The following is a 21,937-nucleotide window of genomic DNA, read 5'->3' on the forward strand; positions in this document are numbered from 1 at the left end:
CCGTACGGGCGGACAAGATCCGACAAAAAACATGATCGGAACACTGTTTTCCATACTCGGTGGGGGGCTCGAAGCGCTGGTCGAATCGGCGACCGGCTGGGTGGGGATGGGAGTCGTTTTCCTGTACTCGTTTCTCATCGCGTTCGTTCTCCCCGGACCGAGCGAGGTCGTGTTGCTCGCCCCGATCGATCTCGGCGCCTCGCCGGCCGGGAACCTCCTGAGCATCATGTTGGTGAGCGCGACCGGAAAGGCCGCTGGCAGCGTGTTCGCCTTCCACATCGGCCAGGAGGCAAAACAGGCCGGCCCGGTCGTCCGCTGGCTGCGGCGCTCGCGGTTCGACGTCCTCGAGTGGTCCGAGCGGCGATCGGTGCAGTTGGCTCAACGCTATGGCTACGGCGGCCTCGCGGTCGCGCTGTCGGTTCCGTTTTTTCCCGACACGATCTCGATCTACGCGTTCGCCATCCTCGAGACCGACTACGTCAAATTCGCCGTCGCGACGTTCCTGGGGAGCTTGGGTCGTCTCGCGGTCACGGTCGGCCTCTTCGGCGGCCTCGTGACGGTGTTTTGAGGCCTCCGGCGGTAGCTCACAGCGCAGTATGAGCCATCCCCGTAGTTATCTTCTGGCCGCACCGGGACCGACACATGACCCTCCAGCTCGGGCGGGCGATCGGTGACGGAATCAAGCGAGTACTCACGCCGACCGGCGGGATCCTGTTCGCCGGGTTTCTCGTGCTTCAGTTGCTGACGCAAGCGTCGGTCAACACAGTGGCAACCAGCGTCTTTTCGGACGGACCGGCCGGCGAAATCGAAGCGGCCCTCGGAGTGACTCTTCCCGTCTCGGGGACTGTCGCCGGTGGCCTCTTCGTCGCGGCGGTCGTCCTCAGCTCCGCGTATTTCGTCGTCCTGTCGCGGGCGCTCACCCGGCCGCCGGGCGAACTGTCGAGCTTTCCGAGCGACCTCTATGTGGATCGGATGGGACGAGCCACGCTCTCGATGTTCGTCGGCGGACTCGTCGTCGGCCTCACCATCATGGTCGGGTTCGCGCTGTTGTTCGTTCCCGGGGTCTTCCTCGCGATCTGTTTCCTGTTTTTCACGTTCGCCGTCGGCGTCGAGGACCGGGGCATCATCGGCGGGCTCAAACGGAGCTGGGGGCTGGCGCGTGGGCATCGATTGAAGCTCACGGTGCTCGTATTTTTCGCCGGCGCCGTCGGAGGCGTCAGTGGTATCGTCGGGACGCTCTTTGATCTCGCCGGGTCAGCGATCGTCGGGGAACTCGTCGTGAACACGATCAACAGTGTCCTGTTCGTGTTGTTGTACGGAATAATCGCCGCGGCTTACCTGCAACTGCAGGACGGCGGCCCACAGCGTCCCGGCGCGAGTGGGGGTCCCGACTCGCTCGACGGCATCGGGGGGTAGCCGGGGATCCCGTTCCGGCGGGTATCGAACCCGTCGGGACGCCGCCGTCCCTCGAACGGAGCGCCTCGTTCGTGACGAAATATATAAAAAATTTGATCACCCCTGAACAAGACCCACGTGAATGCCCTCCATCTTCGACAACCCGACCGTCCGCTACGGTGTAACCTTTTTTAATGCCGCGGTCGTCGCTGTCATCGCATTCGCCCTCCTCGATGGCACGATCCGTTGGGTCGCACTCGGGATCGCCGCACTCGAAGTGATCGTCACCCCACAGATACTGAAACGCGTGGAGTGATCGTCACGCTCTACGGCGACGCACGTCTCGTACACGATGCGCCGGGTGGCGTCACGGTGTTCGGGCGGCGAACGCCGCTCGGAGTCACGTTTATTGAACGCCGGGCCGACGGTGTACACACGGTAATGTGTTCGTCTCCCGTCCAGAACAGGGCCATCGTTCCGTCACCGGATCCGCCGGACGGGGACGGTGGGTGCGTGGTGTGGCACTGCCGGCAACTGCGAACGACGGATCATCCGGCGTTGACGTACGCGGAACGGGAGTACGATCGCGTCCTGCCCCTCTTTATTTTTGACCCATCGTTCTACGGCGAGGACGGACTGGCGTGTGATGCACGCATCCGGTTCGTGCACGAGTCGGTGGCGGATCTCGCCGCGCAGTACGCCGACCGAAGCGGTGGGCTCACCCTGGCGTATGGTGATCCGATCGCGGTGTTGCGATCGTTTCGGGACGCCGGATGGGACATCGCTACGACTGCTGATCCGACCGGTCGGTATGGGCTTCGCCGCGACAACGCGGCGGCGGAGGCGTGTAACGTGACGTTCCTCGACGCTGACGGGCTGGTTCGGGGGACGGAACGCTCGCGCGAGAATTGGAGCGACCACGTCGAGGCGTGGTTGACCGACGAGCAAGTCACGTGGGACGAAACCGCCGTCGAACTCGACCACATCGAAACCCCCGTGTCCGTCGAAGCCATCGAAGCGAGACACAGTGTCGATCCGGAGAAAACGATCGAGAGACGCGGGGGGACGGCAGCCGCGTGGGCGGCTGTCGAGTCGTTTGCGGATCGGCTGGCCGCGTATCCGGGGCGCATTTCAGCGCCGAGCGACGCCCGGACCGGCACGAGCCAGCTCTCGCCGTATCTCCGATTCGGCTGCGTGTCGGTCAGACAGGTGTATCAGTTCATCGATGAGGACTGCCGTGACGGGCGAGCAAAGCAGATGTTCGTCTCGCGGCTCTACTGGAACAAACACTACAATCAGAAGCTCGCCGACTGGCCGGGGTGGATGGAGACGGCAGTCAATCCCGTGTTAGAGGAGTTCCATGCGGAGACGCACGATCCGGCGCTGGTCGCGGCGTGGAAACGCGGGGAAACCGGCTACCCGATGGTCGACGCGTCGATGCGGTGTCTCGAGGAGACCGGCTGGTTGAATTTCCGAATGCGGGCGATGTGTGCGTCGTTTCTGTGCGATCTCTTACAACAGCCCTGGAAGATCGGCGCGGACTGGTTTTATTACCACCTGCTGGACGCCGACCCCGCGATCAACTACACGCAGTTCCAGATCCAAGCCGGCGTCGACGGCACCAACATGATGCGGATCTACAACCCTCGGAAGCAAGTTTCCGACAACGATCCGGACGGTGCGTTCGTCACGAACTGGGTGCCCGAGTTGGCGGATCTCCCGACCGAGCACCTGCCGCGGCCGGAGAAGACGCCACTCCACGTCCAAGAGGACTGCGGCGTCTCGGTCGGTGACGACTACCCCTACCCGATAGTCGAGTACGAGGCTGCCCGAAAGCGGATCCTGGACAAGTTCGCGGCCGTCGAATCGGAGGCCAAACGCGCTCTACGAGACCCCGAAGTGCGCCGTCGGGCCTCGCTGTCCCAGCGCGGTGGTGCCGACGACACCGACGCGGGAGCGACGAGCGAACCCCCGCCGGACGATTCCGGAAGCGAACAGTCCTCGCTCGCCCGCTTCGAGTGAACGCAGGCGCGTTCTCGGTGCGTACTCGCTCCGCCGTCGATCGGTCACCGGTTCCGACTTTCGGGGTCCGTTTCCCCGCCGCATCACCCCTTTATATTGCAGATCGGCTCGACGCGGACGACGGGGTCGCCGATCCCGAGCGCCTCGGAGACGCGGACGACCTCGTCCACGTCTTTGTACACACCGGGAGCCTCCTCGGCGATCGTCGCGCCGCTTTGGGCCTTCACGTACACCTCTCGGCCCTCCAGCTCCGACTGTACGTCCCCGCCCCGGAACTCGTTTTTCGCCCGCGTTCGGCTCATCAGCCGCCCGGCGCCGTGGGCCGTCGAGCCGAAGGAGACGTCCAGAGAGTTCGCCCCCCCGCGGAGGACGTACGATCCCGCGCCCATGCTACCGGGGATGACGACCGGCTGGCCGACGTCGCGGTAGGCGTCGGGCACCTCCGGGCGGGCGGCCGGGAACGCCCGCGTCGCGCCCTTCCGGTGGACGTACAGCTCCCGGTCCTCGCCGTCGACGTCGTGGACCTCCTTCTTCGCGATGTTGTGGGCCACGTCGTAGAGCAACTCCATCCCCAACTCCTCCCAGGGCTCCCCGAAGACGTCGGCGAAGACGGTCCGCGTCCGGTGGGTGATGAGCTGTCGGTTGACCCACGCGAAGTTGGTTGCCGCACACATCGCCCCGTAGTACTCCTCGGCGAGCTGTGAGCCCGCCGGAGCCGCCGCGAGTTCCTTGTCGGGGAGGGCATCGACGAGGCCGCTGTGGGTCGTCTCGATGCGTCGGAGGTACTCCGTGCAGAGCTGGTGGCCCAGCCCTCGCGACCCACAGTGGATCAACACGACCACCTGGTCGGCCTCGAGCCCGTAGGCCTCGGCGGTTTCCGGGTCGAACACCTCCGCGACGCGTTGGACCTCGAGGAAGTGGTTCCCGGAGCCGAGCGATCCCATCTGGTTCTGCCCGCGGTCCTTCGCGCGCTGGGGGACGGCCTCGGGGTCGGCGTCGCGGCGAACGCCGTTGTCCTCGCAGTGTTCGAGGTCCGACTCGACGGCGTAGCCGGCCTCGAGACACCACTCGACGCCGCGTTCGAGCGCCGACTCGAGGATGCCGTGGTCGCCCTCGAGAACGCCGCCGCCGCCGAGCCCCGAGGGGACGGCCTCGAAGAGCGCGTCGACGAGTTCCGTCTCGCGACCCCGGAGGTCGGCGTAGGAGAGGTCTGTTTTTATCATTCTCACGCCGCAGTTTACGTCGTAGCCGATCGCTCCCGGTGAGATGCAACCGTTTTCGGCGTCGATGCCCGCGACGCCGCCGACCGGGAAGCCGTAGCCTTGGTGGCCGTCGGGCATACAGATCGCGTACTTCCGGATGCCCGGCAGGTGGGTCGCGTTGCGGAGCTGTTCGAGGGTCCTGTCCTCGACGATCTCCTCGAGCAGGCGTTCGCTCGCGAACACTCGCGCCGGGACACGCATGTCGCCCTCCTGTGGGATCTCCCAGACGTTCTCCCGAACCTTCCGGAGCGTGATGTCGCCGGCCTCGAACGTGGTCATGCGCGTCGTTTGGAGGGGGACGTCCAATACCTTACGACCCACGCGGCGGGGCGTCCCGTCGGCGCTCGCCGTCCGTGACGAACGCTGAGTCCGAACGGGCCTTCATATGGGTACCGAAACAGTTCCAAGTATGAGAGCGTCGGGAACACCGCGTCGTCGGGAGGTTTCGGAGGGTTCGTACCGCCCGATAGCCCGCCGACTGAGCTGCCCCAGTTGGTCGGTGATGCGGGACACATGACGCGGACGAAGACCACCCAACGTGGCGGAACCGACCCGGTGAGCGCCGTCGTCGTCGACGACTCGCAGTTCATGCGGACGGTTATCTGTGATATGCTCGAGGATGCGGGGATCGACGTGCTCGGGACCGCTTCGAACGGCGCGGACGGCGTCGAGACCGTCGTAGAAACCGGCCCCGACGTCGTCACGATGGATCTGAAGATGCCCGGCGTCGACGGCATCGAGGCCGTCGACCAGATCATGACCGAGCGGCCGACACCGGTGTTGGTGCTGTCGGCCCACGCCGCCGACGGCGCGGAGTTGACGTTCGAGGCGATGGAAAAGGGTGCCGTCGACTTCTTCGAGAAGCCGAGCGGCGAGGTGTCGGTCGGCCTCAAACAGCAACAGGAGTCGTTGGTGTCGGCGGTTCGGTCGGTCGCGAACGCCGACATCTCCGCGACGGAGGCGGCCGCCGAACGGGCCCGACAGAGCACGACCGGCGGCCCCTCGTCCGGATCGACGCCGCCGATGACGGAGTACCCCGACCGCCCCACGCTCCTCGTGGGGTCCTCGACGGGGGGGCCGACCGTCGTCGAGGGCATCCTCGAGACCCTCCCGATCGAGGCGGACTTCCGGGTGCTCGTCGTCCAGCACATGCCGGACGGGTTCACGGAGCGCTTCGCGGCGAGGCTCGACGACGCCAGCGAGTATTCGGTTCGGGAGGCCACGGACGGCGATCGGATCGGCGGCGGCGAGGCCCTCGTCGCGCGGGGCGGCAGCCACCTCGAGGTGTCGGGCTACGGGGGCGGCCGGCTCCGCGTCTCGCTCACCGAGGCGGAGCCGGTCAACAACGTCCGACCCGCGGTCGACGTGACGTTCCGAACGGCGGCCGATCGGATCGACGATCCGCTCTCGGCCGCCGTGCTGACCGGGATGGGGTCCGACGGAGCCGCCGGCGTCGAGGCCGTGAACGCGGCCGGCGGGGCGGTGATCGCACAGGACGAAGAGACATCAGCGGTGTTCGGAATGCCACAGCGGGCCATCGAGACGGGCGTCGTCGACGAGGTGCGCCCCCGCGAGGAACTCGTTGCGGGGATCCTGAACGCCACCACGAAGCAACAATGAACGACGACCACATACACGCGTTCGTCTCGGAGTGTCGAGAGAGCATCACCGACCTCAACAACGCCCTCCTCGCGCTCGAGGACGACCCCGGCGACGACGAGGCGATCGAATCGGTGTTCAGGACCGCCCACACGCTGAAAGGCAACTTCGGCGCGATGGGCTTTTCGAACGCGAGCGAACTCGCACACGTTCTCGAGGACCTCCTCGACGAGATCCGCGACGGCGAGATCGAGGTCACACCGGCGATCATGGACGCCGCCTTCGAGGGGGTCGATCGGATCGAGACGATCGTCGACGAGATCGACCGCGACGGCGACACACAGACTGATCCGGACGAGACGACGGCCCGGCTTCGGGCGGCCATCGAGGGCGGCGCCGGGACGGGGAAAAAAGAGGAGACCGACACGGACGCCGAAAGCGGGGGCAGCGGGCCCGGGGGCGCGACCGACGGCGCGGCGCCGACGTTCGCCCACGCCGAGGAGGTGCCGACGACGGACGGGTGGGAGGGTCTCGTCCACGCGCTGGTCGGCGTCGACCCCGACGGGATGCTCGGCGTCGACGCGATGTTGGTTCTCGAACCGCTCGCGGACGCCTTCGAGGACCTGCGGACAGCTCCCGCGCGCGACCGGATCGAGGAGGGCGAGTACGACGGCACGTTCGACGTGTTCGTGCCCGCCGAAAGCGCCGACCGCCTCGCCGGCGAGCTCGAGGGGATCGGCGCGGTCGAATCGTTCGACGTGACCGAGGTCGGCGGAAACGGCGGCGCTGACACGACGGACGCGGATACTGACGCCGACAGCGGGGCTGTCCAGGACGACACAGACGACTCTGGGGCGGACGGCGACGTCGACACCACAGGCGACGATGCCGACGGTTCCGAGGAGGGCGACAGCGACGCCGAACGTTCGGGAGGCGGCGGTACCTCGTCGACGTCGGCCGGCGGGAACGACATCTCCTCGGTTCGGGTCGACGTCGACCGCCTCGACGAACTCCACGGCCTCGTCGAACAACTCGTCACCGGACGGATCACGATCCGGCGGGCCATCGAGGACGGCGACATCGAGACGGCTTCGACGAGCCTGAACGACTTCGATAAGGTGACTTCGCGGCTACAAAACACCGTGATGGATATGCGTCTCATTCCGCTTCGGCGGGTCGTGAGCAACCTTCCCCGGGTCGTCAGGGACGTCGCCAGAAGCCAGGGTAAGGATATCTCCTTCGAGATGCACGGACAGGACATCGAACTCGACCGTTCGATCCTGACCGAGATCGAAGACCCGCTCATCCACATCCTCCGGAACGCGGTCGATCACGGCGTCGAATCCCCCGAGGAGCGCGAGGCCGCAGGCAAACCCCGGGAGGGAACGATCGAACTCGACGCCGCCAGACAGCGCGACCACGTCACGATCGTGGTTTCGGACGACGGTGCCGGGATCGATCCCGACGCGATGCGACAGAAGGCGATCGACGAGGGCGTCGTGCCACAGTCCGAGGCCGAGTCGATGAGCGACGACGAGGCATACGACCTCGTCTTCCATCCCGGGTTTTCGACCGCGAGCGAGGTGACCGACGTGAGCGGTCGGGGCGTCGGGATGGACGTCGTCCACAGCACGGTCGAACAACTCGACGGCACCGTCGACGTCGACAGCACGCCCGGCGAGGGGACGACCGTCGAACTTCGCCTGCCCGTCTCGGTCGCCATTGTCAACGTGTTGTTCGTCGAGGTTGGCGACCGAGAGTACGGCATCCCGATCAAGAACATCGACGAGTTGACCCACGCGAGCGACACCGAGACGGTCAATGGGAAATCGGTCGTCAGGCACGACGACGACGTATACCCCGTAATCAGGCTAGATAAGGCCCTCGAAATCGACGACGCGATCGGCAACGACGCGGCGGCCGCGTCGGGCGATCCCGGTGGGACCGAGTTCGCTGCTGACGGGGGCGACGATGTCGGTGCTCTCGGGGCCGGGGGTGTCGACGCGGATGGTGACGGTAGTCCGGACGGCGGGATGCTCGTCCGGATCCGCGAGTCGGTTCGCCCGGTCGCGCTCAGGTGTGATTCATTCAGCGATCAAGAGGAAGTCGTTGTCAAGCCCCTCGAGGGGTCGCTCAGCGGAATTCCGGGTCTCTCGGGCACCGCCATTCTCGGCGACGGAAACATCGTTCCGATCCTCGACGTGGTGAGCTTGGAGGAATGAGCCGAACGGAAGCCGAGGGACTCGCGGACGTAATCGAGTACATCGCCGATCGGATGGCGTTCGAGCCGGATTCGTACAACGAGTCGTATCTCGACCGTCGGATTTCGGCGCGAATGCGGCGGACGGACTGTGAGACGTACGCCGAGTACCTCGAGGTGTTGTCGGCGAACGACGGCGAGCGCGCGGCGCTTTTGGACGCGTTGAGCATCAACGTCACGAGCTTCTTCCGCAACCCGCCGGTCTGGGAGCGGCTCCGGGACGTGCTGGCCGATCTGACGGCCGACGGGGGGACGGTTCGCTGTTGGAGCGCCGCCTGTGCCGACGGTCGGGAGCCGTACTCGGTCGCGATGCTCGCCCGCGACGATCCGGACATACGGGAGCGTGCAGTCGAGATAACGGCGACGGACATCGACGCCGAGATACTCGAGACCGCCCGCGAGGGCGTCTACGAGTCGACCCGGACGACGGACATCGCCGAGCAGCTCGAGCCGCTGTCGGCCCCCAAAGAGCACGTCGACATCGACGCGGACGCGCGGTCGTTCGCCGTTCGCGACCGGGTCAAGCGGATGGTCTCCTTCGAGCAACACGATCTCATAAGCGGGACCCCCAAACGCGGGTACGACCTCGTACTCTGCCGGAACCTGTTGATATACATCGACAGCTCGTACAAGACGCCGATCTTCGAGACGCTGACCGCCGCGGTCGAGGCGGATGGCTTCCTGACGATCGGCAAATCCGAGACACTTCCCCGGTCGTTCCGGGCGGAGTACGACGCCTACGACAGGGGTAACCACATCTACCGGAGAGAGTGAGATGTCGCTGTATCAACTGCAACGGGAGCGCGACCTGGCCGAACTCGTCGAGACGCTTCGCCGGAGCGACGATCCGGCGATCCGCTGCCGGGCGGCGGAGATCATCGGCGGGATATTCGAGACCGACGACATCGACGAGTCCGATCTCGTCCTCGAGGACGGCCCCGGGGGCGACCCGATCCTCGGAGCGGCCGAGGCGGGTGGGCGCGAAACGGTCATCGACGCGCTGGTTTCGAGCGTCAAAAACGACGACGCGGACGCGGTCCGGGCGGCTGCGATCGACGCGCTCGATCACCACAGCCAGGAGTCCCTCGAGCGCGTCGTCGACGAACTCTCCGGGAAGGACCTCGCCGCCGCCGCCGACTGGGTCGCGGCCCGGGCCTTCGCGGAGGTGCTCGACGACGGCCAACCCGAACTCCGGATGGCGGCCGCGACCGGGTTGGGACGCGTCGGGGACCCGAGCGTGACCGCCGCGCTGGTCGAGCGGCTCTCCGACCCGGATTCGCGCGTCAGGGCCCGCTCGGCGGTCGCCTGCGGCCGGATCGGCGACCCGCGGGCGGTCGAGGCGCTCGAGTCGCGGCTTCGCGGAGACCCGAGCATCGACGTCCGAGCGGCCGCTGCCGAGGCGCTCGGCGAAGTCGGGACCGAGGCCGCACTCCGGGTGCTGTTGGCGGTCGACAGCGACGACAGCGAATCGGTCCGCCGCGTCGTCGCCGACGCGCTCGGGCAGTTCGGCAGCGTCGCCCCCGTCGACGCCCTCGTGGGCTACCTCGAGGACAAAAGCGAGACCGTCCGTCGGACCGCGATGTTCTCGATGGTCGAGATCCTCTCGAACGCCCCGCCGAAGCGGAGCCACGACGTGCGCGAAGCCGCGGCCGACCGGCTCGGCTCGGCGACGGCCGACGAGGTCGTCCCGCCGCTCTCCGAGATCCTGGCGGAGAGTTCGGGCGCGCCACAGCGGCGAAACGCCGCGTGGCTCCTCGGCCGCGTCGTCGGCGACGGGTACGAATCGATGGCCAGAGAGGCGCTGCTGTCGGCGCTCGGCGACGACGACGGGATGACGGCACAGTTTGCCGCGACGAGCCTCACGACGCTCGAGGCCCCCGGTCTCGAGGAGGAGCTGCTCGATCTCGTCCACGACGGCGACGCCGAGAGCGAGGCGCGCTCGAAGGCGCTTTTCGTTCTCGGAAAGGTCGGCGGCGACGACGCGCGGGCGGCGCTCGGCGAGTTCGTCGACCGAACCGACGACGACGGCCTCCGCGAAGCGGCCTTCTCGGCGCTGTCGAAGCTCGGTGGCATCGGCGGGGGTGACGGACCGTGAGCAAGTCCGAGCGGAAACTGCTCGACACCACCGGCCGGTTCACGCAGGTCGTACGGGACGGGACGAAACTCGGCGACATCGGGTGGACCGACGGGCGGATCCTGCTTTCGAACCGGCGGCTCATCCTCGCCGGCGCGGACGGCAAGCGGACGATCCAGCTCTCGAAGGTCGACACCATCGAGGGTCGCTACGACGTCAACCAGGCGATCGCACAGGTGACGGACTACGTCAGTGTCCGGATCGGCCGGGACGTCTTTCTCGTTTCGACCGGCGAGTCCGAGGACTTCGAACGGACGCTACACAAGACGATCCTCGACGGCAACATTGTTCTCCTGAAGCATCCGGCGATCGAGGGCGGCGTCGTCCAGAATGTCGGCTGGAAGAAGGCCCGCGTCAAGATCGGCGAGGAGGCGGTCAACCTCGCCGTCGAGGACGGCTCGTTCGTCCGGATCGAGATCGACGACATCGGGACCGTCGAACGGGACGAACGGAGCGTCCGATCCGCGGAGCGTCCGGTCCTCGAGGCCGAACACACCGAGGAGGGGACGAGCGTCGAAACGTACCTCTCGGGCAACGAGAAACACTGTTCTGTACTCGGGTCGGTGCTCGAACGCGGCGCCGAGCAGAACGCCTCCTCGATCGATCTCGGCAAGGACGAAGAGGAGGTGTTGATGGCGCTATACTCCGGCGTCTCCTCCTTCGAGGTGCCTGAGTTTCTGGACATGGACCCCGACGACGTCGAGGAGATCTACGAGGAACTGGTCGAGTTGGACGTCCTCCAGGAGGTACGGATCCGACGCGAGGTCGCGTTGAAACCCCGCGGGCGGAACATCGCCAGCGAATCGATGAACAGCCAGTAGGCAGGTCGTCTCGTTCGGGCAGTCACGACGGCGTCCGTCCGGCTACCACGTCCCGTGGAACGTATCGAACGAGAGGCTCTCGAGGGGCTTCTCGCCGATCGCGATCTCGTACTCGCCGGGGGTCAACATGGGCTGTTTGAACTGCGGTCCGTCGTCGGTCGTGATCCGAGGGCAGCCAGTGTTGACGTAGGCGTCGAACCCGAAGTTCGTGAGCCGATCGGGCGTGACTTCGTCCATCGTCAACAGGTAGGCGTTCTCGTTGTTTTCGACGATCTCCTCGGCGACGTCCCAGCGGCCCTGACCGATCTTCGTACAGAAGACGACGCCCCACTCCTCGGCGTCCATCGCCCGGTGAACCGCGCCGTAGCGCTGTTTCATGAACTTCTCGGTGTCGGCGATGGTGACGACGTTGTTGACCGGGTCGGCGATAATTACGTTCTTTTCAGGGTGTTCCATCGCCAGCCCCAGCGGGTGGAACTTCCCGCCGCCGACGTAGAGAATCTGGTCGGCGTCGACGTCCGCCGAGGCGTAATTACAGCCGAGTACCTGCCCCTCGTGTGTCAATCGCTCGTCGCCGCGGCGGGTCTCGACGTCGTAGCCGCGCGCCTCCAACCACGATCGCATCTCGTCGAACTGGTTCATGTGCTGGGCCGTCGTCACGAGGCCGACGGCCGCGTCGTCCTCGGGGTCGGTCAGCTCTTCGAGCGACTCCTCCATGATCGGCGTCACGTCGACGTTCGAGAACAGCGGCACGTAGATGATCTTCTCCGACTCCTTCATCGGCGAGTGGCCGAAGTGAACGAAGACGTCCGTCCGCCGCATCATGTAGGTGTCCAGATCGCAGGCGCCATAACAGGGCTGCCCGGAGATGAGCACCGTCGCATCGTCGGGCAGCAACTCCCGGAGGTCGTCTGCGACCCGCCCGGCACGCCGTTTCAGTCCTTCGGGAAACTGCAGTCCGACCTTTTTTGCGTCGCGTTCGTCGACCGCCTCGACGATCCGATCGAGTTCGTAGTCCCACGTCCGCTCGTGTTTGAGCGCCATCCCGGTGTTCCGGAGGTCGCCCGCCGTTCGCTCGGTGTCCGATTTCTGGCTCATTACCCCCCGTTGTGGGCCACGGCCTAAAACGGCCGCGTTTCGGTGCGTCTCCGACCGCACCCCTGATCGTTCCGCATCCGCCACGATTATACGACATCGCTCCGAGTTCGACATAATGAGCATCGAGACGACCCCGGACGCCCGAGCGACCGAACTCGCCGAGGAACTCGGCGAGGCGATCACCGAGTTGCCGGCCTACGAGGCGTTCCTCGAGGCGAAGGCGGCGGTCACCGACGACGAGGCACTCCAGCAGGAAATGGAGGCGTTCGAGCGTCTCCGCGAGGAGTTCCTGATGGCCAGAGAGGCCGGGACGGCCACCAACGATGATCTCCTCGAGTTGCAGGCCGCCCAGGAGGAACTCCACGACAAACCGAAGATGTCGGCGTACCTGGAGGCCAAATCCGACATCGAACTCCGTCTGCAGGAGCTCGATCACATCATCTCCGAACCGCTCGCGGTCGAGTTCGGCGAGACGGCGGGCGGCTGCTGTCAGGACTGATCGACCCGTCGGTCCGGTTTCAAAACGACGGACTTCGAGCCATCTCGTCGCCATCACCGCCTCGCGTCAGCCCCGTGTGGGTCCCACCTACACGAGGTCACCGGGATCATTTTCGGGATCATTTATACAGGTTCGACGGTCGTTTTTACCTCCCCACCGACGACACCGCTTTTGTACCTCTAATCGACGGCGCTTTTATACTCTCAGCCGGCAATTATTTATATACCGCCGCCGGAGATTATTTTTATACCCCGCCGGCAACCCTTTTATATTCCCCACGAGCACGCTTCGGGTTCAGGCGACGGTGACATCCCGAGGGCTACGGCCGGGCGAGCGCCCGGGAGCGGACCGCCCAGCTTTTTGATCTCGGGTACCCCTGATCGGATATGGCCATCCACTCCGATTGGGGCAATTGGCTCCCGCAGGCCGTCGCCGATGCCGATCCCGACGGGCTCGCCGTCTGGTATCTCGGCTGCAATGGGTTCGTTCTGAAAGCCGCCGACGGTACGACCGTCTTCGTCGACCCGTACCTCGGAACGGGCGACCCGCCCCGGACCGTCCGGATGATTCCGGTCCCGTTCGCCCCCGAGGACGTCGCCGCCGCCGACGCGGTGCTCGCGACCCACGAGCACACCGACCACACCCACGGTCCCTCGCAGGCACCGATCCTCACCGGGACCGACGCGACGTTCTTCGGTCCCTCCGCGTCGGTCGAGATCGCCGACGGGTGGCGCGAGGACCACGGCGTCGATTCGGGCGATATCGCCGAGGTCTCGGAGGGCGACAGCCTCGAGGTCGGATCGCTGTCGATCCACGTCGAATCGGCTCACGACCCGGACGCCGACCACCCCGTCTCCTACGTCGTCGAGTGTGAGGCCGGCACGTTCTTCCACGGTGGCGACGCCCGTCCCAGCGAGGCCTTCGAGGCGATCGGCTCGGCGTACGACATCGACCTCGCCGTCGCGGCCTTCGGCTCCTCGGGGACCATCCCAGACAAGGAGACCCGCGAACCCGCGTACACAAAGTGGTACTCCGACGAAAACATGGCCGCCGAAGCGGCGAACCAACTCCAGACGGATCGGCTCCTCCCGACACACTGGGACATGTGGAAAGGCCTCACCGCAGACCCGACCGTTCTCTTCGATCACGTCCGGCGCTTCGAGTACCCCCGAACCATCGAGATCCTCGAGATCGGCGACCGGACGGACCTCTGAAGTCTCCCCGGCCCGAGACTCCAGCGGACTTGCCGGTCGCCGTCGATCGCCGTCAACTGCCGTCGATCGCCGTCAATCGATATAGCGGACCGCAGTGTATCGTTCTTTTCGTCGAACACACGCGACGGTTCGAGCGCTCGAACCGTCGCGTAGCTTTATGCGCCGCCGCGTGAACCGATCCGTATGCCCGACGCCGATCCCTCCGGTACCGTGACGACGGCGACCGACGGCGTCACGGTCGAGAAGTCGTTCGAACCCGACGACTTCCCCGTGCCCGCCATCGCGTTCGACCTCCGTTCGACCCGCGACACCGCTGCTTCGGTCCGGCTTGTCGACACCGTTCCGGACGACGTCGGCCCCGAGAACATCGGTTTTCATCCGAAGTACGGCGCGGAGTTTTGGGACGTCGACGGCGACCGGATAGTGTTCGAACGCGAGATAGCGCCCGAGGAGTCCTATACGACGGTCTACGGGCTCCGCGGCGGTGACGTCGACGTCGCTGCGACGTTTCTGAGTGAGCCCCGACTCGAAGCCGTCTCCCCGGACGTCGGGTCCGCCGACGCCGTATTCCCCCCGTCCACCGGTAGCGGGCCGACAGACGACCGGGAAGGATCAGCCGGTCCCGCGAAAATAGACAGGTCCACCCCCGACTCGGACGCCTCCCCCGACTCGGACGCCTCCCCCGACTCGGACGCCTCCCCCGACCTCGGTCTCGAGTCGGTCGAGCACAACGACGTCGATCCCCGCCGGGACGCCTCCGCCGACCCCACACCGGCCGCCGACTCGGGTTCCGAAGGGGGTCCTGACCCGGACGCCCCCGGTCGGACGGCCGGCGCGGACGGCGGACTCGTCAAGACGCTCGCGGACGAACTCGAGGCCGCGTCCCCCGACGACCCCGACGTCGTCGCACTCCGGCGTGCCCTCGGTGTCGAGGCCTCCACGAGCGTCGAGACGCGGATCGGACACCTCCAGTCGACCGTTGCTGACCTCGAAGCATACACTGACGCCCTCGAGGGTTTCCTCGACGAGAACGGCGACGCACAGTCGGTCGTCGCCGACCTCCGCGAGCGACACGACGAAACCGTCGGCCGAGTCGACGAGGTCGAGACGACCGCGGAGGGCGCGGCCGACGCGCTCGAGGCCGTCCGCGCCGACGTCGAGGCGCTCGAGACCGAGGTCGAGAGCCTCTCCTCGGAGCTCGAGGCGGTCCTCGAGATGCGGGACCGACTCGCGAAGGCGTTCGGTGGGGCCTCCTCAGGCGGATCTACTCCCCGGGGCGGCAGGACCGCTGTCGGCGCCGACACCGGTCGCACCGGCATCGATCCCGCCGTCGCCGACTCGAGTACCGGCACTGATCCGGACTGCACGACCACCTCCGAGGCGGACCCCGACGAGCTGTCCGACCGCGAGTAAACCAAGCTACATTTGTATACTGGGCGTCTGGACCCGACTATGACGACGATCCCCGTCGCCGTGCCGCGGAAGGGACGCCCCCTCGAAGCGGTCCTCGAACGGGTCGCCGCCGTCGGGAACGCCGAGTCGGTGGCCGACGCGGTCGTCTCGACGCTTCGCTACGAGAAGGCCGTCACGAAGGGCGATCAGACGGCCGCTGGCGACGTGTACGACCGGCTGGCGGACTACAGCGATACCGACCCGCACCACCCCGAATACACGCTGTTTCGGGATGCGCGCCCGGGGTCCCCGCGACGGATCGTCTTCGACTCGCTGTGCGTCGAGGTCGGGGAACACGAACTCCACCTCGTCGGCCGAGAGGAACCGTTCAGAGCGCTCCGGAAACACGAGTTCCCGCTCGGGTTCGACAGCGCCGACCTCGTCCTCGAGGAGGTCGTCGGCATCGAATCCGACCCGCTCTCCTCGCTGTCGGAACTCAACGACCGCATCGATCCCCGGGACACCGACGTGCGGGTCGTCGACGGGCTCGGCGACACCGTCGATCACGCGCTGCTTTCGACCCCGGATGTAGCCAGCGATCCCGACCGATCGTTTCTCGAAACGTACCAGGGGCCGCTGTGTATCTCGCCTCGGTACGAACGGCTGGTCCGAGCCATCGTCGGAACCGACGCGATGGAGGGAGTTTCCTTTCGATACCCGGGTGACCGCGAGGAGGAGGCCGCGATCGCCTCGGCCGGCCTCGGAGTGTACCTCACGGTGACGGGGTCGACGGCGCGCGACCACGGGCTTCGTGTCGGCGAACGGCTGTTCCCGAGCGAGACCGTTCTCCTCGAGAACCCCGAGGAATATACTGACGCGGTAGGCACGATCGCCCGGACACTCGTCGGCAGCGTCGAGACGACGGTCTGACCTCCGGCGGCTCCTCTAGTAATATCCCTCAACAGCACCTCGTAGCCTCGGATATCCCTCAACAGCGCCTCGTAGTCTTCGGATATCCCTCAACAGCGCCTCGTAGTCTTTGGATACCCCTCAACAGCGCCTCGTAGTCTTTGGATACCCCTCAACAGCGCCTCGTAGTCACTCGTGGATGGAATGCGGATTTGATATAGCAATATACGATTTATATATCGTGCGTCGAACGGACACCAGAGGTTGATTGGCCGACAAAATCCGACAGCAGCGCGCGATCACTCCAAAATTCGGTACACGTTCGCCTCGTAGACCGCTCGGACCCGATCGCCCCAGTTGTGGGTATACGTGTCGATGACGTCCGTGGCGACGTCGCCCCGGAGGTATTTTACGATCCCCCGGTCGCCGGTCTCATCGCGGAGGTGCGTCGTAAAAAAGTGTCTGAAGTAGTGTGGCGTGACGTTCTCCTCAGCGTTCCCGCCTTCGTGATACCACCCCCGCTCGCTGGCCCGTTCGGCGACCACGTTGCGCACCATCGACGGCGTGACCCGCCGTCCCCATTCGCTCGTCGAGCAAAACAGCGGTTCCGCAGGCGAGTCGACGTCGGGTCGGATCGCGAGCCACGTCTTCAACAGCCGTTTCAGCTCGCCATCAACGGGGAGGACCGTATCACGCTTCCGTTTGTTCGACGCGGTGCGTTCCTCGCCGTTGTAGCTGTCCCCCCGTGTCGGTTCGCTGGGGACGTACACCGAGTCGGGACGACCCTCGAGCGCGCCACGATGGCCGACACCGAACGCGGCCGAAACCTCCGAATCGTCGAGGTGGATGTCCCGCAAGTCCAGGTTACAACACTCGCCGACCCGGATTCCCGTCTTCAGAAGCGTTCCGAGGAGCGCCCGCTCCAGCGGGTGAGAGAGCTCCGAGACGAACGACCGCATCCCCGGAACAGAGATCTCGCGTCTGGTCGGATCGGTATCGATCGACTCCTCCATCTCCTCTGTGACGAGCGCCATCGGGTTGGCGTCGAAGACGCCGACCTGTCGCATATACTCGTAAAACCGGTGCACGTAGGCGGCGTACGTCGCGACGGTGCTGTCTGCGTGTCTGTTCCGAAGGGAGTGTACCCACGTCATACATCTCCGCCTGTCGGCGTCCGCGAGACTCGTTTCGCTGGCTTCGAGGAACGCCTCGAACGAACGGAGCACTCGCTCGTAGGCCGCTCTGGTCCGTTCGCTTCTGCCGTGGAGGGTCATGTCCTGGACGAAATACGAGATCGAATCGTCCGAGTCGGCCGCCTCCGACGTCTCAGTGCTCATCGTCGATCACCGTATAGCCGCCCCGGCGACCGCTGTATTTGATCCGGCCGGTTGCTTGCAAGTCGTCGAGCGTCTCTTCGAGTCGGTCCTCGATGTCGTCCGTGACGCCGGCGAGTAGTCGATCCCAGTCGGCGGTACCGTCCTCGCGAAGAACCTCGAGGACCCGCTCTTTTAGTCCGTCAACCCCTGGGGTTGGGTCAGAAATATCGCCATCCGTCGCATCGCTCTCTGTAGTCAACTCGAAGCTCCGACGCCCGGCCTGTACCATCGTCCTGACGTACTCCGCGTTGCTCATGTCGAACTCGTCGGCTTCTTCTCGCCACCGTCTCCGCTGTGTCGGCGTGACGTAGGTCTGTACCGAGACGCGTTCGCTGTCGGGCATGCGTTCGCGTTCGCGTGCCCCTCATATCAAAGTACGTCAGACACGTCGATAAGGGCTCTTATCTACGCATCTGATCTGTGTTTATCGCCTCTCAATGAAATAATTCAGTATATCTGATTCACTTTTTCAACGCGTGCGTTAGATTGGACGATATGTATATTACGCCGACGGTCCACACGGTACCCCATGATAGCACCTCGTCGCCGCTGCGTGCTCTCCTCGAAAATGACCCCCGTGATAGAGTAGTTCTAGATGTACTCGCCGTTCCCCTCCGTCTATCTTTTTTCGAGGAGAGGATCCCGTCGTTTACGGCGTTGACGAGAGCGAAGCTCTCGTTCGCACACCAGAACGCGAACCGTTCTGGGGACGGGGAGTGAATCCGACAATTCGGATACATTCGTAATCGACAGCAATACGGATATTTAAGCGGTATCGTGGCGTCGTATGAACTACTTCGAGGCGGTTACATCGCCCACTCAAATGCACAGTATCGGGATTCCGAGATCCAGAACGTTCGAGACACCCATCTCGAACCGCTGTGGTGTCTCGATCACAAGATAACTCCGAATCCCTTGCCGGGATAAGAGTAACGGCGGTGTGGCCCCGCCATCGGCCCGTCATACCGACAGGCCCTAAACCAGCAAATATCCCACCCCAGCGGTGCGGTACCGTGGGAAGCCTCGCCGTTTGCGGCGAGGAGGAGGTCACGGATGACGCATCTCTACGGTCGGGTTGTTTGTGGTGGGCGAGCGAGACAGGGGGGACACCGTTCCTGTACACTGGGTGCGAAGTCGCATACGAAACGTCGACGAATCTGCCACATCTATATAAATGCTTCAGCCACCAGACCAGACGGTAGGGAGATACGCTGTTAGAGCGTACACGTGGACTGTCGGTAGTCGACTCGGTGTTCGCCACGGTTGTCGACCAGAATCGAAAAGTAAGCCGGCCGCACCGGTAGTTACAACGCACCCAGATAATTCGGCCCCCGCCGGACACGGACGACAGCGCGTGAGCCACTGTCCGCCAAACACCCCGTGACGCCCGATCGTCGGTGGCCTGCGCGGCTGCAATCGGGGAGGGGCCGTGCCTTTGGACGCGAGTAGGTTTCATACACTGAATTTCTCCCGGGGCGCCGTAGTCTGGATCATTCCGGGGTGCTCGTCCACGACGCCCCGTCGACGTCCGGACCCGGAGCTGTCGCCGTGAACTCGGTCGAACGGTGACAGACTCGTCACCGGGATAGCGGAAGTGGATGCGGAGACGCGACCGCCGAGACAGCTCAAAAGGGCGTTTCGGCTGGACCGGCGGACGCTGGCGACACCGGCGAACAGGCCGTTGAGGGGTCGGCCAGAAGTTTCTCTCGGACGACAGGCGCAGGAAAATGGGTCGTGTCGCTCGCGCTGACGACGCTCGCCAGGACGGGGGCACGGAGAGAGTGCTCTCGGCCGCATCAGTTTTTCCGGGTCACTCCGGGGCGGTGTCTTATGACCCATAGAGCACGAGTTGTGGGGCGTCTTCTCGCTCCGGGACCAGACCTTTCGGTGTCCGCGCGCGGTCCACTCGTGTCCCGTCTAACCGGCTGCCCGAACGTATGCCGTCAACGCTGTGTCATCAGAACGCCCGGAGCGCTGTCGACTGCTCTCCCTCCTGCCGTGACCGATCGCCGGAGACACTCGCGTCTGCGTGTCGCTCCTCTGTGAGTTGAGACTACAGCGGGTATAGCGGGGCTGTGATGCGTGGTTTCGGCCGATTCAGTGAGCGGAAACTGACTCAGATTGCTCTCCAAACGGTCAATCTTGTTGGACTTCCAATCATATGTGCGAATTTCGACGACTTCCGACAGCGTAGCCACTCAGACGCCGCGCTACCACGGGGTGAGTCCCGTTACTATCCGATTCCGGTTTCCTTCTTCAACAGCGTCAGCGTGTTGTCGGCTGTCACAATCGGTGAATGCTCGTACTCTCCGGTCAACTCCACCTGCACCAGGAGATCAACCGCTCGCCAGATCGAGTGCAGGAGACACGCAAACGCGAAATAGAAGAATCGGAGTCCGAAATGCTTCGACGTCGTCGCAGCCATGAACCGCTTAATCGATTTGTACCCGCTCTCGATCTCCCAGCGGTGGCCGTACTCCGTGAGGTGTCCACTCCCTCGATTCGTCATGAATACCGAGTACTGCCGGTGATCATCGTGCTCAGTGTTCTCTTTCCGGCGGTAGATCAGCGTCGTCTCGTGCCATTCGTTCTTGCCGAGGTGGAGCTTCCGGTCGGTCTCGTATCGATCCCGATCTCGTTGGAGCAACCGCTTGGCCTGGGCTTTCTCGCTGGTCTGCATCCGCTTGGGAACGACGTACGACAGGCCACGCTGGCTGAGCATCTCGAAGACGTGCTGACTGTCGAACTCTCGATCCATCAGCACGTTATCGACGTGAACCATTTCCTCAGCCGAATCCAGGAGGTCCTCAACGATTTCTAAGCGGGACTCACCCTTCTGAACTGGTCGCGCGTCCAGCACGATTGGGACGGCATTTCCTACTAATTGGACGGTGGCCCACTGATAGGCGTACTCGTCGGTCTGCTCTTTCGTTCCAATGATCTCGTCCTCGTGGCCGGTCCTGTCGCCGGTGAAAGGATCGGCTTCAGTGATGTCGATTGCGACGATGCCAGCCCGAAAGAACTGCTCTGTCTCAGAGACTTCGTTCAGGAGCCTGTTGACGGCCTGTCGGTACATCTCGCGAATCTCCGCGATTGAGAGGTCACGAATGTGTTCTCGATGGGAGTGACCTAACGGTGTCCGCTCACGAGTCGACTCGTAGGTGAAGCTCCGAGCGCCCTCGTTGGCCGCGAGGCGCTCACGAAGTCCGAGATACGTCTGTAAGTCCCAGTAAGCGTTCTCGTGAATCTCACAGCCCTCACCTCGATCCAGTGAGAATGCCGGGAAGACAACGCGACTGACGTGCTCCGTAATTGTTGCTGCTTCGTTGAGGACAGTTTGATCGTCTGGGTCCGATTCGTCCTCCTCGTCACCATGAGATGGTAGGTGTCGCTCTGGTTTCCGTGGGACTGCAACATCCGCGTTCTGGGCTTTGATCAGAATCGTCCGGGCGGCTGTCTCGACTGTACTGCGAAGTTCGGCGGGGAATCGTTTGTGCCAACTTCGCCACAGCGTCGACTGGTCCGGTACACTTTCTAAGCCCAACTGCTCGCAGAGCGCCGGGCGACACCCGAGATACTCGATCAGCGCGGATTCGTACTCCCACCCGTGACACTCCTTCAGGACAAATACGCGAAAGAGGGAGTCCATCTCGTAGCGAGTGTCCCCCGCGTAGCGGTCGTGAGCTTGGAATTCGAAATACGCTAGCGGGAGTGAACTAACGAAGTTCTCGACCGACTCGTGGCAGTCGTGTCTGAACCAGGTCTGCGAGACAATCCTGATATCTGATTCCAGCCCGTCGATCGAGCTTCTCTCGTACAGCGGCGTCGCATCGTATACTGGCCAATCAACGTGTGGTCGGTGGGCAATCCGTCGAAAGACACTCTGGCGAGACTCACGAGTTGGTGCCACTACGAGGCGCTGAACACGACTCGCTCAAAAACGCCGCTCTCTCGAT

General features: G+C 64.5%; 18 protein-coding genes. 13 read left to right on the forward strand and 5 right to left on the reverse strand.

The window, feature by feature from the left end:
• The first annotated feature begins 31 nt into the window (after positions 1 to 31).
• The 4 genes from NMLP_RS07980 (at position 32) to NMLP_RS07990 (ending at position 3,417) form a co-directional block, all read left to right on the forward strand.
• The gene (locus tag NMLP_RS07980) at positions 32 to 568 is read left to right on the forward strand and encodes a YqaA family protein (protein WP_015409604.1); all 537 of its coding nucleotides are present in this window, start codon (positions 32 to 34) and stop codon (positions 566 to 568) included.
• A gap of 74 nt (positions 569 to 642) precedes the next feature.
• Positions 643 to 1,416, forward strand: coding sequence for a hypothetical protein (locus NMLP_RS07985; RefSeq protein ID WP_015409605.1), 774 nt, complete (start codon positions 643 to 645; stop codon positions 1,414 to 1,416).
• A gap of 121 nt (positions 1,417 to 1,537) precedes the next feature.
• Positions 1,538 to 1,711: a hypothetical protein gene (locus NMLP_RS15605; RefSeq protein WP_015409606.1), complete on the forward strand. Its 174-nt coding sequence runs from the start codon at positions 1,538 to 1,540 to the stop codon at positions 1,709 to 1,711.
• A gap of 125 nt (positions 1,712 to 1,836) precedes the next feature.
• The gene (locus NMLP_RS07990) at positions 1,837 to 3,417 is read left to right on the forward strand and encodes an FAD-binding domain-containing protein (protein ID WP_015409607.1); all 1,581 of its coding nucleotides are present in this window, start codon (positions 1,837 to 1,839) and stop codon (positions 3,415 to 3,417) included.
• 83 nt (positions 3,418 to 3,500) lie between these two features.
• Here NMLP_RS07990 and NMLP_RS07995 read toward each other — a convergent pair whose 3' ends face one another.
• A complete protein-coding gene (locus NMLP_RS07995) occupies positions 3,501 to 4,958 on the reverse strand; it encodes an RtcB family protein (RefSeq protein ID WP_015409608.1) in 1,458 nt (485 codons plus the stop codon).
• 234 nt (positions 4,959 to 5,192) lie between these two features.
• Here NMLP_RS07995 and cheB point away from each other — a divergent pair, with 234 nt between their 5' ends.
• The 5 genes from cheB to NMLP_RS08020 are packed head-to-tail and all read left to right on the forward strand — an operon-like array spanning position 5,193 to position 11,493.
• Complete coding sequence (gene cheB / locus NMLP_RS08000) at positions 5,193 to 6,299, forward strand: chemotaxis-specific protein-glutamate methyltransferase CheB (protein WP_015409609.1); 1,107 nt, start codon at positions 5,193 to 5,195, stop codon at positions 6,297 to 6,299.
• Entirely contained in the window at positions 6,296 to 8,500 is a 2,205-nt protein-coding gene (locus NMLP_RS08005) for a chemotaxis protein CheA (RefSeq protein ID WP_015409610.1), read from the forward strand. The genes cheB and NMLP_RS08005 overlap by 4 nt, the downstream gene beginning before the upstream one ends.
• Positions 8,497 to 9,312: a CheR family methyltransferase gene (locus tag NMLP_RS08010; RefSeq protein ID WP_015409611.1), complete on the forward strand. Its 816-nt coding sequence runs from the start codon at positions 8,497 to 8,499 to the stop codon at positions 9,310 to 9,312. The genes NMLP_RS08005 and NMLP_RS08010 overlap by 4 nt, the downstream gene beginning before the upstream one ends.
• A 1-nt stretch (position 9,313) precedes the next feature.
• Positions 9,314 to 10,633 carry a HEAT repeat domain-containing protein gene (locus NMLP_RS08015; RefSeq protein ID WP_015409612.1) on the forward strand — a complete coding sequence of 440 codons (1,320 nt, stop codon included), beginning with the start codon at positions 9,314 to 9,316 and terminating at the stop codon, positions 10,631 to 10,633.
• Positions 10,630 to 11,493, forward strand: coding sequence for a CheF family chemotaxis protein (locus NMLP_RS08020; RefSeq protein ID WP_015409613.1), 864 nt, complete (start codon positions 10,630 to 10,632; stop codon positions 11,491 to 11,493). Before NMLP_RS08015 ends, NMLP_RS08020 begins: the two co-directional genes overlap by 4 nt.
• Before the next feature lie 42 nt (positions 11,494 to 11,535).
• Here the strand turns inward: NMLP_RS08020 and dph2 are convergent, their stop codons facing one another.
• Positions 11,536 to 12,591, reverse strand: coding sequence for a diphthamide biosynthesis enzyme Dph2 (dph2, locus tag NMLP_RS08025; RefSeq protein ID WP_015409614.1), 1,056 nt, complete (start codon positions 12,589 to 12,591; stop codon positions 11,536 to 11,538).
• Between the two features lie 115 nt (positions 12,592 to 12,706).
• Between dph2 and NMLP_RS08030 the strand changes: the two genes are divergently transcribed.
• From NMLP_RS08030 to NMLP_RS08045, 4 genes are all read left to right on the forward strand, one after another.
• Positions 12,707 to 13,090 (forward strand): YlbF family regulator, encoded by a 384-nt coding sequence (locus NMLP_RS08030; protein ID WP_015409615.1) that lies wholly within the window; start codon positions 12,707 to 12,709, stop codon positions 13,088 to 13,090.
• Positions 13,091 to 13,476: 386 nt separating this feature from the next.
• Positions 13,477 to 14,304, forward strand: a complete 828-nt coding sequence (locus tag NMLP_RS08035) for an MBL fold metallo-hydrolase (protein ID WP_015409616.1) — start codon at positions 13,477 to 13,479, stop codon at positions 14,302 to 14,304.
• 183 nt (positions 14,305 to 14,487) lie between these two features.
• A complete protein-coding gene (locus NMLP_RS08040) occupies positions 14,488 to 15,717 on the forward strand; it encodes a coiled-coil protein (protein WP_015409617.1) in 1,230 nt (409 codons plus the stop codon).
• A gap of 39 nt (positions 15,718 to 15,756) precedes the next feature.
• Entirely contained in the window at positions 15,757 to 16,626 is an 870-nt protein-coding gene (locus NMLP_RS08045; protein WP_015409618.1) for a hypothetical protein, read from the forward strand.
• A gap of 278 nt (positions 16,627 to 16,904) precedes the next feature.
• Here NMLP_RS08045 and NMLP_RS08050 read toward each other — a convergent pair whose 3' ends face one another.
• The 3 genes from NMLP_RS08050 to NMLP_RS08065 form a co-directional block, all read right to left on the reverse strand.
• Positions 16,905 to 17,942: a tyrosine-type recombinase/integrase gene (locus NMLP_RS08050; RefSeq protein WP_015409619.1), complete on the reverse strand. Its 1,038-nt coding sequence runs from the start codon at positions 17,940 to 17,942 to the stop codon at positions 16,905 to 16,907.
• Positions 17,932 to 18,324, reverse strand: a complete 393-nt coding sequence (locus NMLP_RS08055; RefSeq protein ID WP_015409620.1) for a DUF5805 domain-containing protein — start codon at positions 18,322 to 18,324, stop codon at positions 17,932 to 17,934. Before NMLP_RS08055 ends, NMLP_RS08050 begins: the two co-directional genes overlap by 11 nt.
• A 1,890-nt stretch (positions 18,325 to 20,214) precedes the next feature.
• Positions 20,215 to 21,891, reverse strand: a complete 1,677-nt coding sequence (locus tag NMLP_RS08065; protein WP_015409622.1) for a transposase — start codon at positions 21,889 to 21,891, stop codon at positions 20,215 to 20,217.
• Positions 21,892 to 21,937: the final 46 nt, after the last annotated feature.

Origin of the sequence: Natronomonas moolapensis 8.8.11 (assembly GCF_000591055.1) — an archaeon.
GTDB classification, from domain to species: Archaea; Halobacteriota; Halobacteria; order Halobacteriales; family Haloarculaceae; genus Natronomonas; species Natronomonas moolapensis.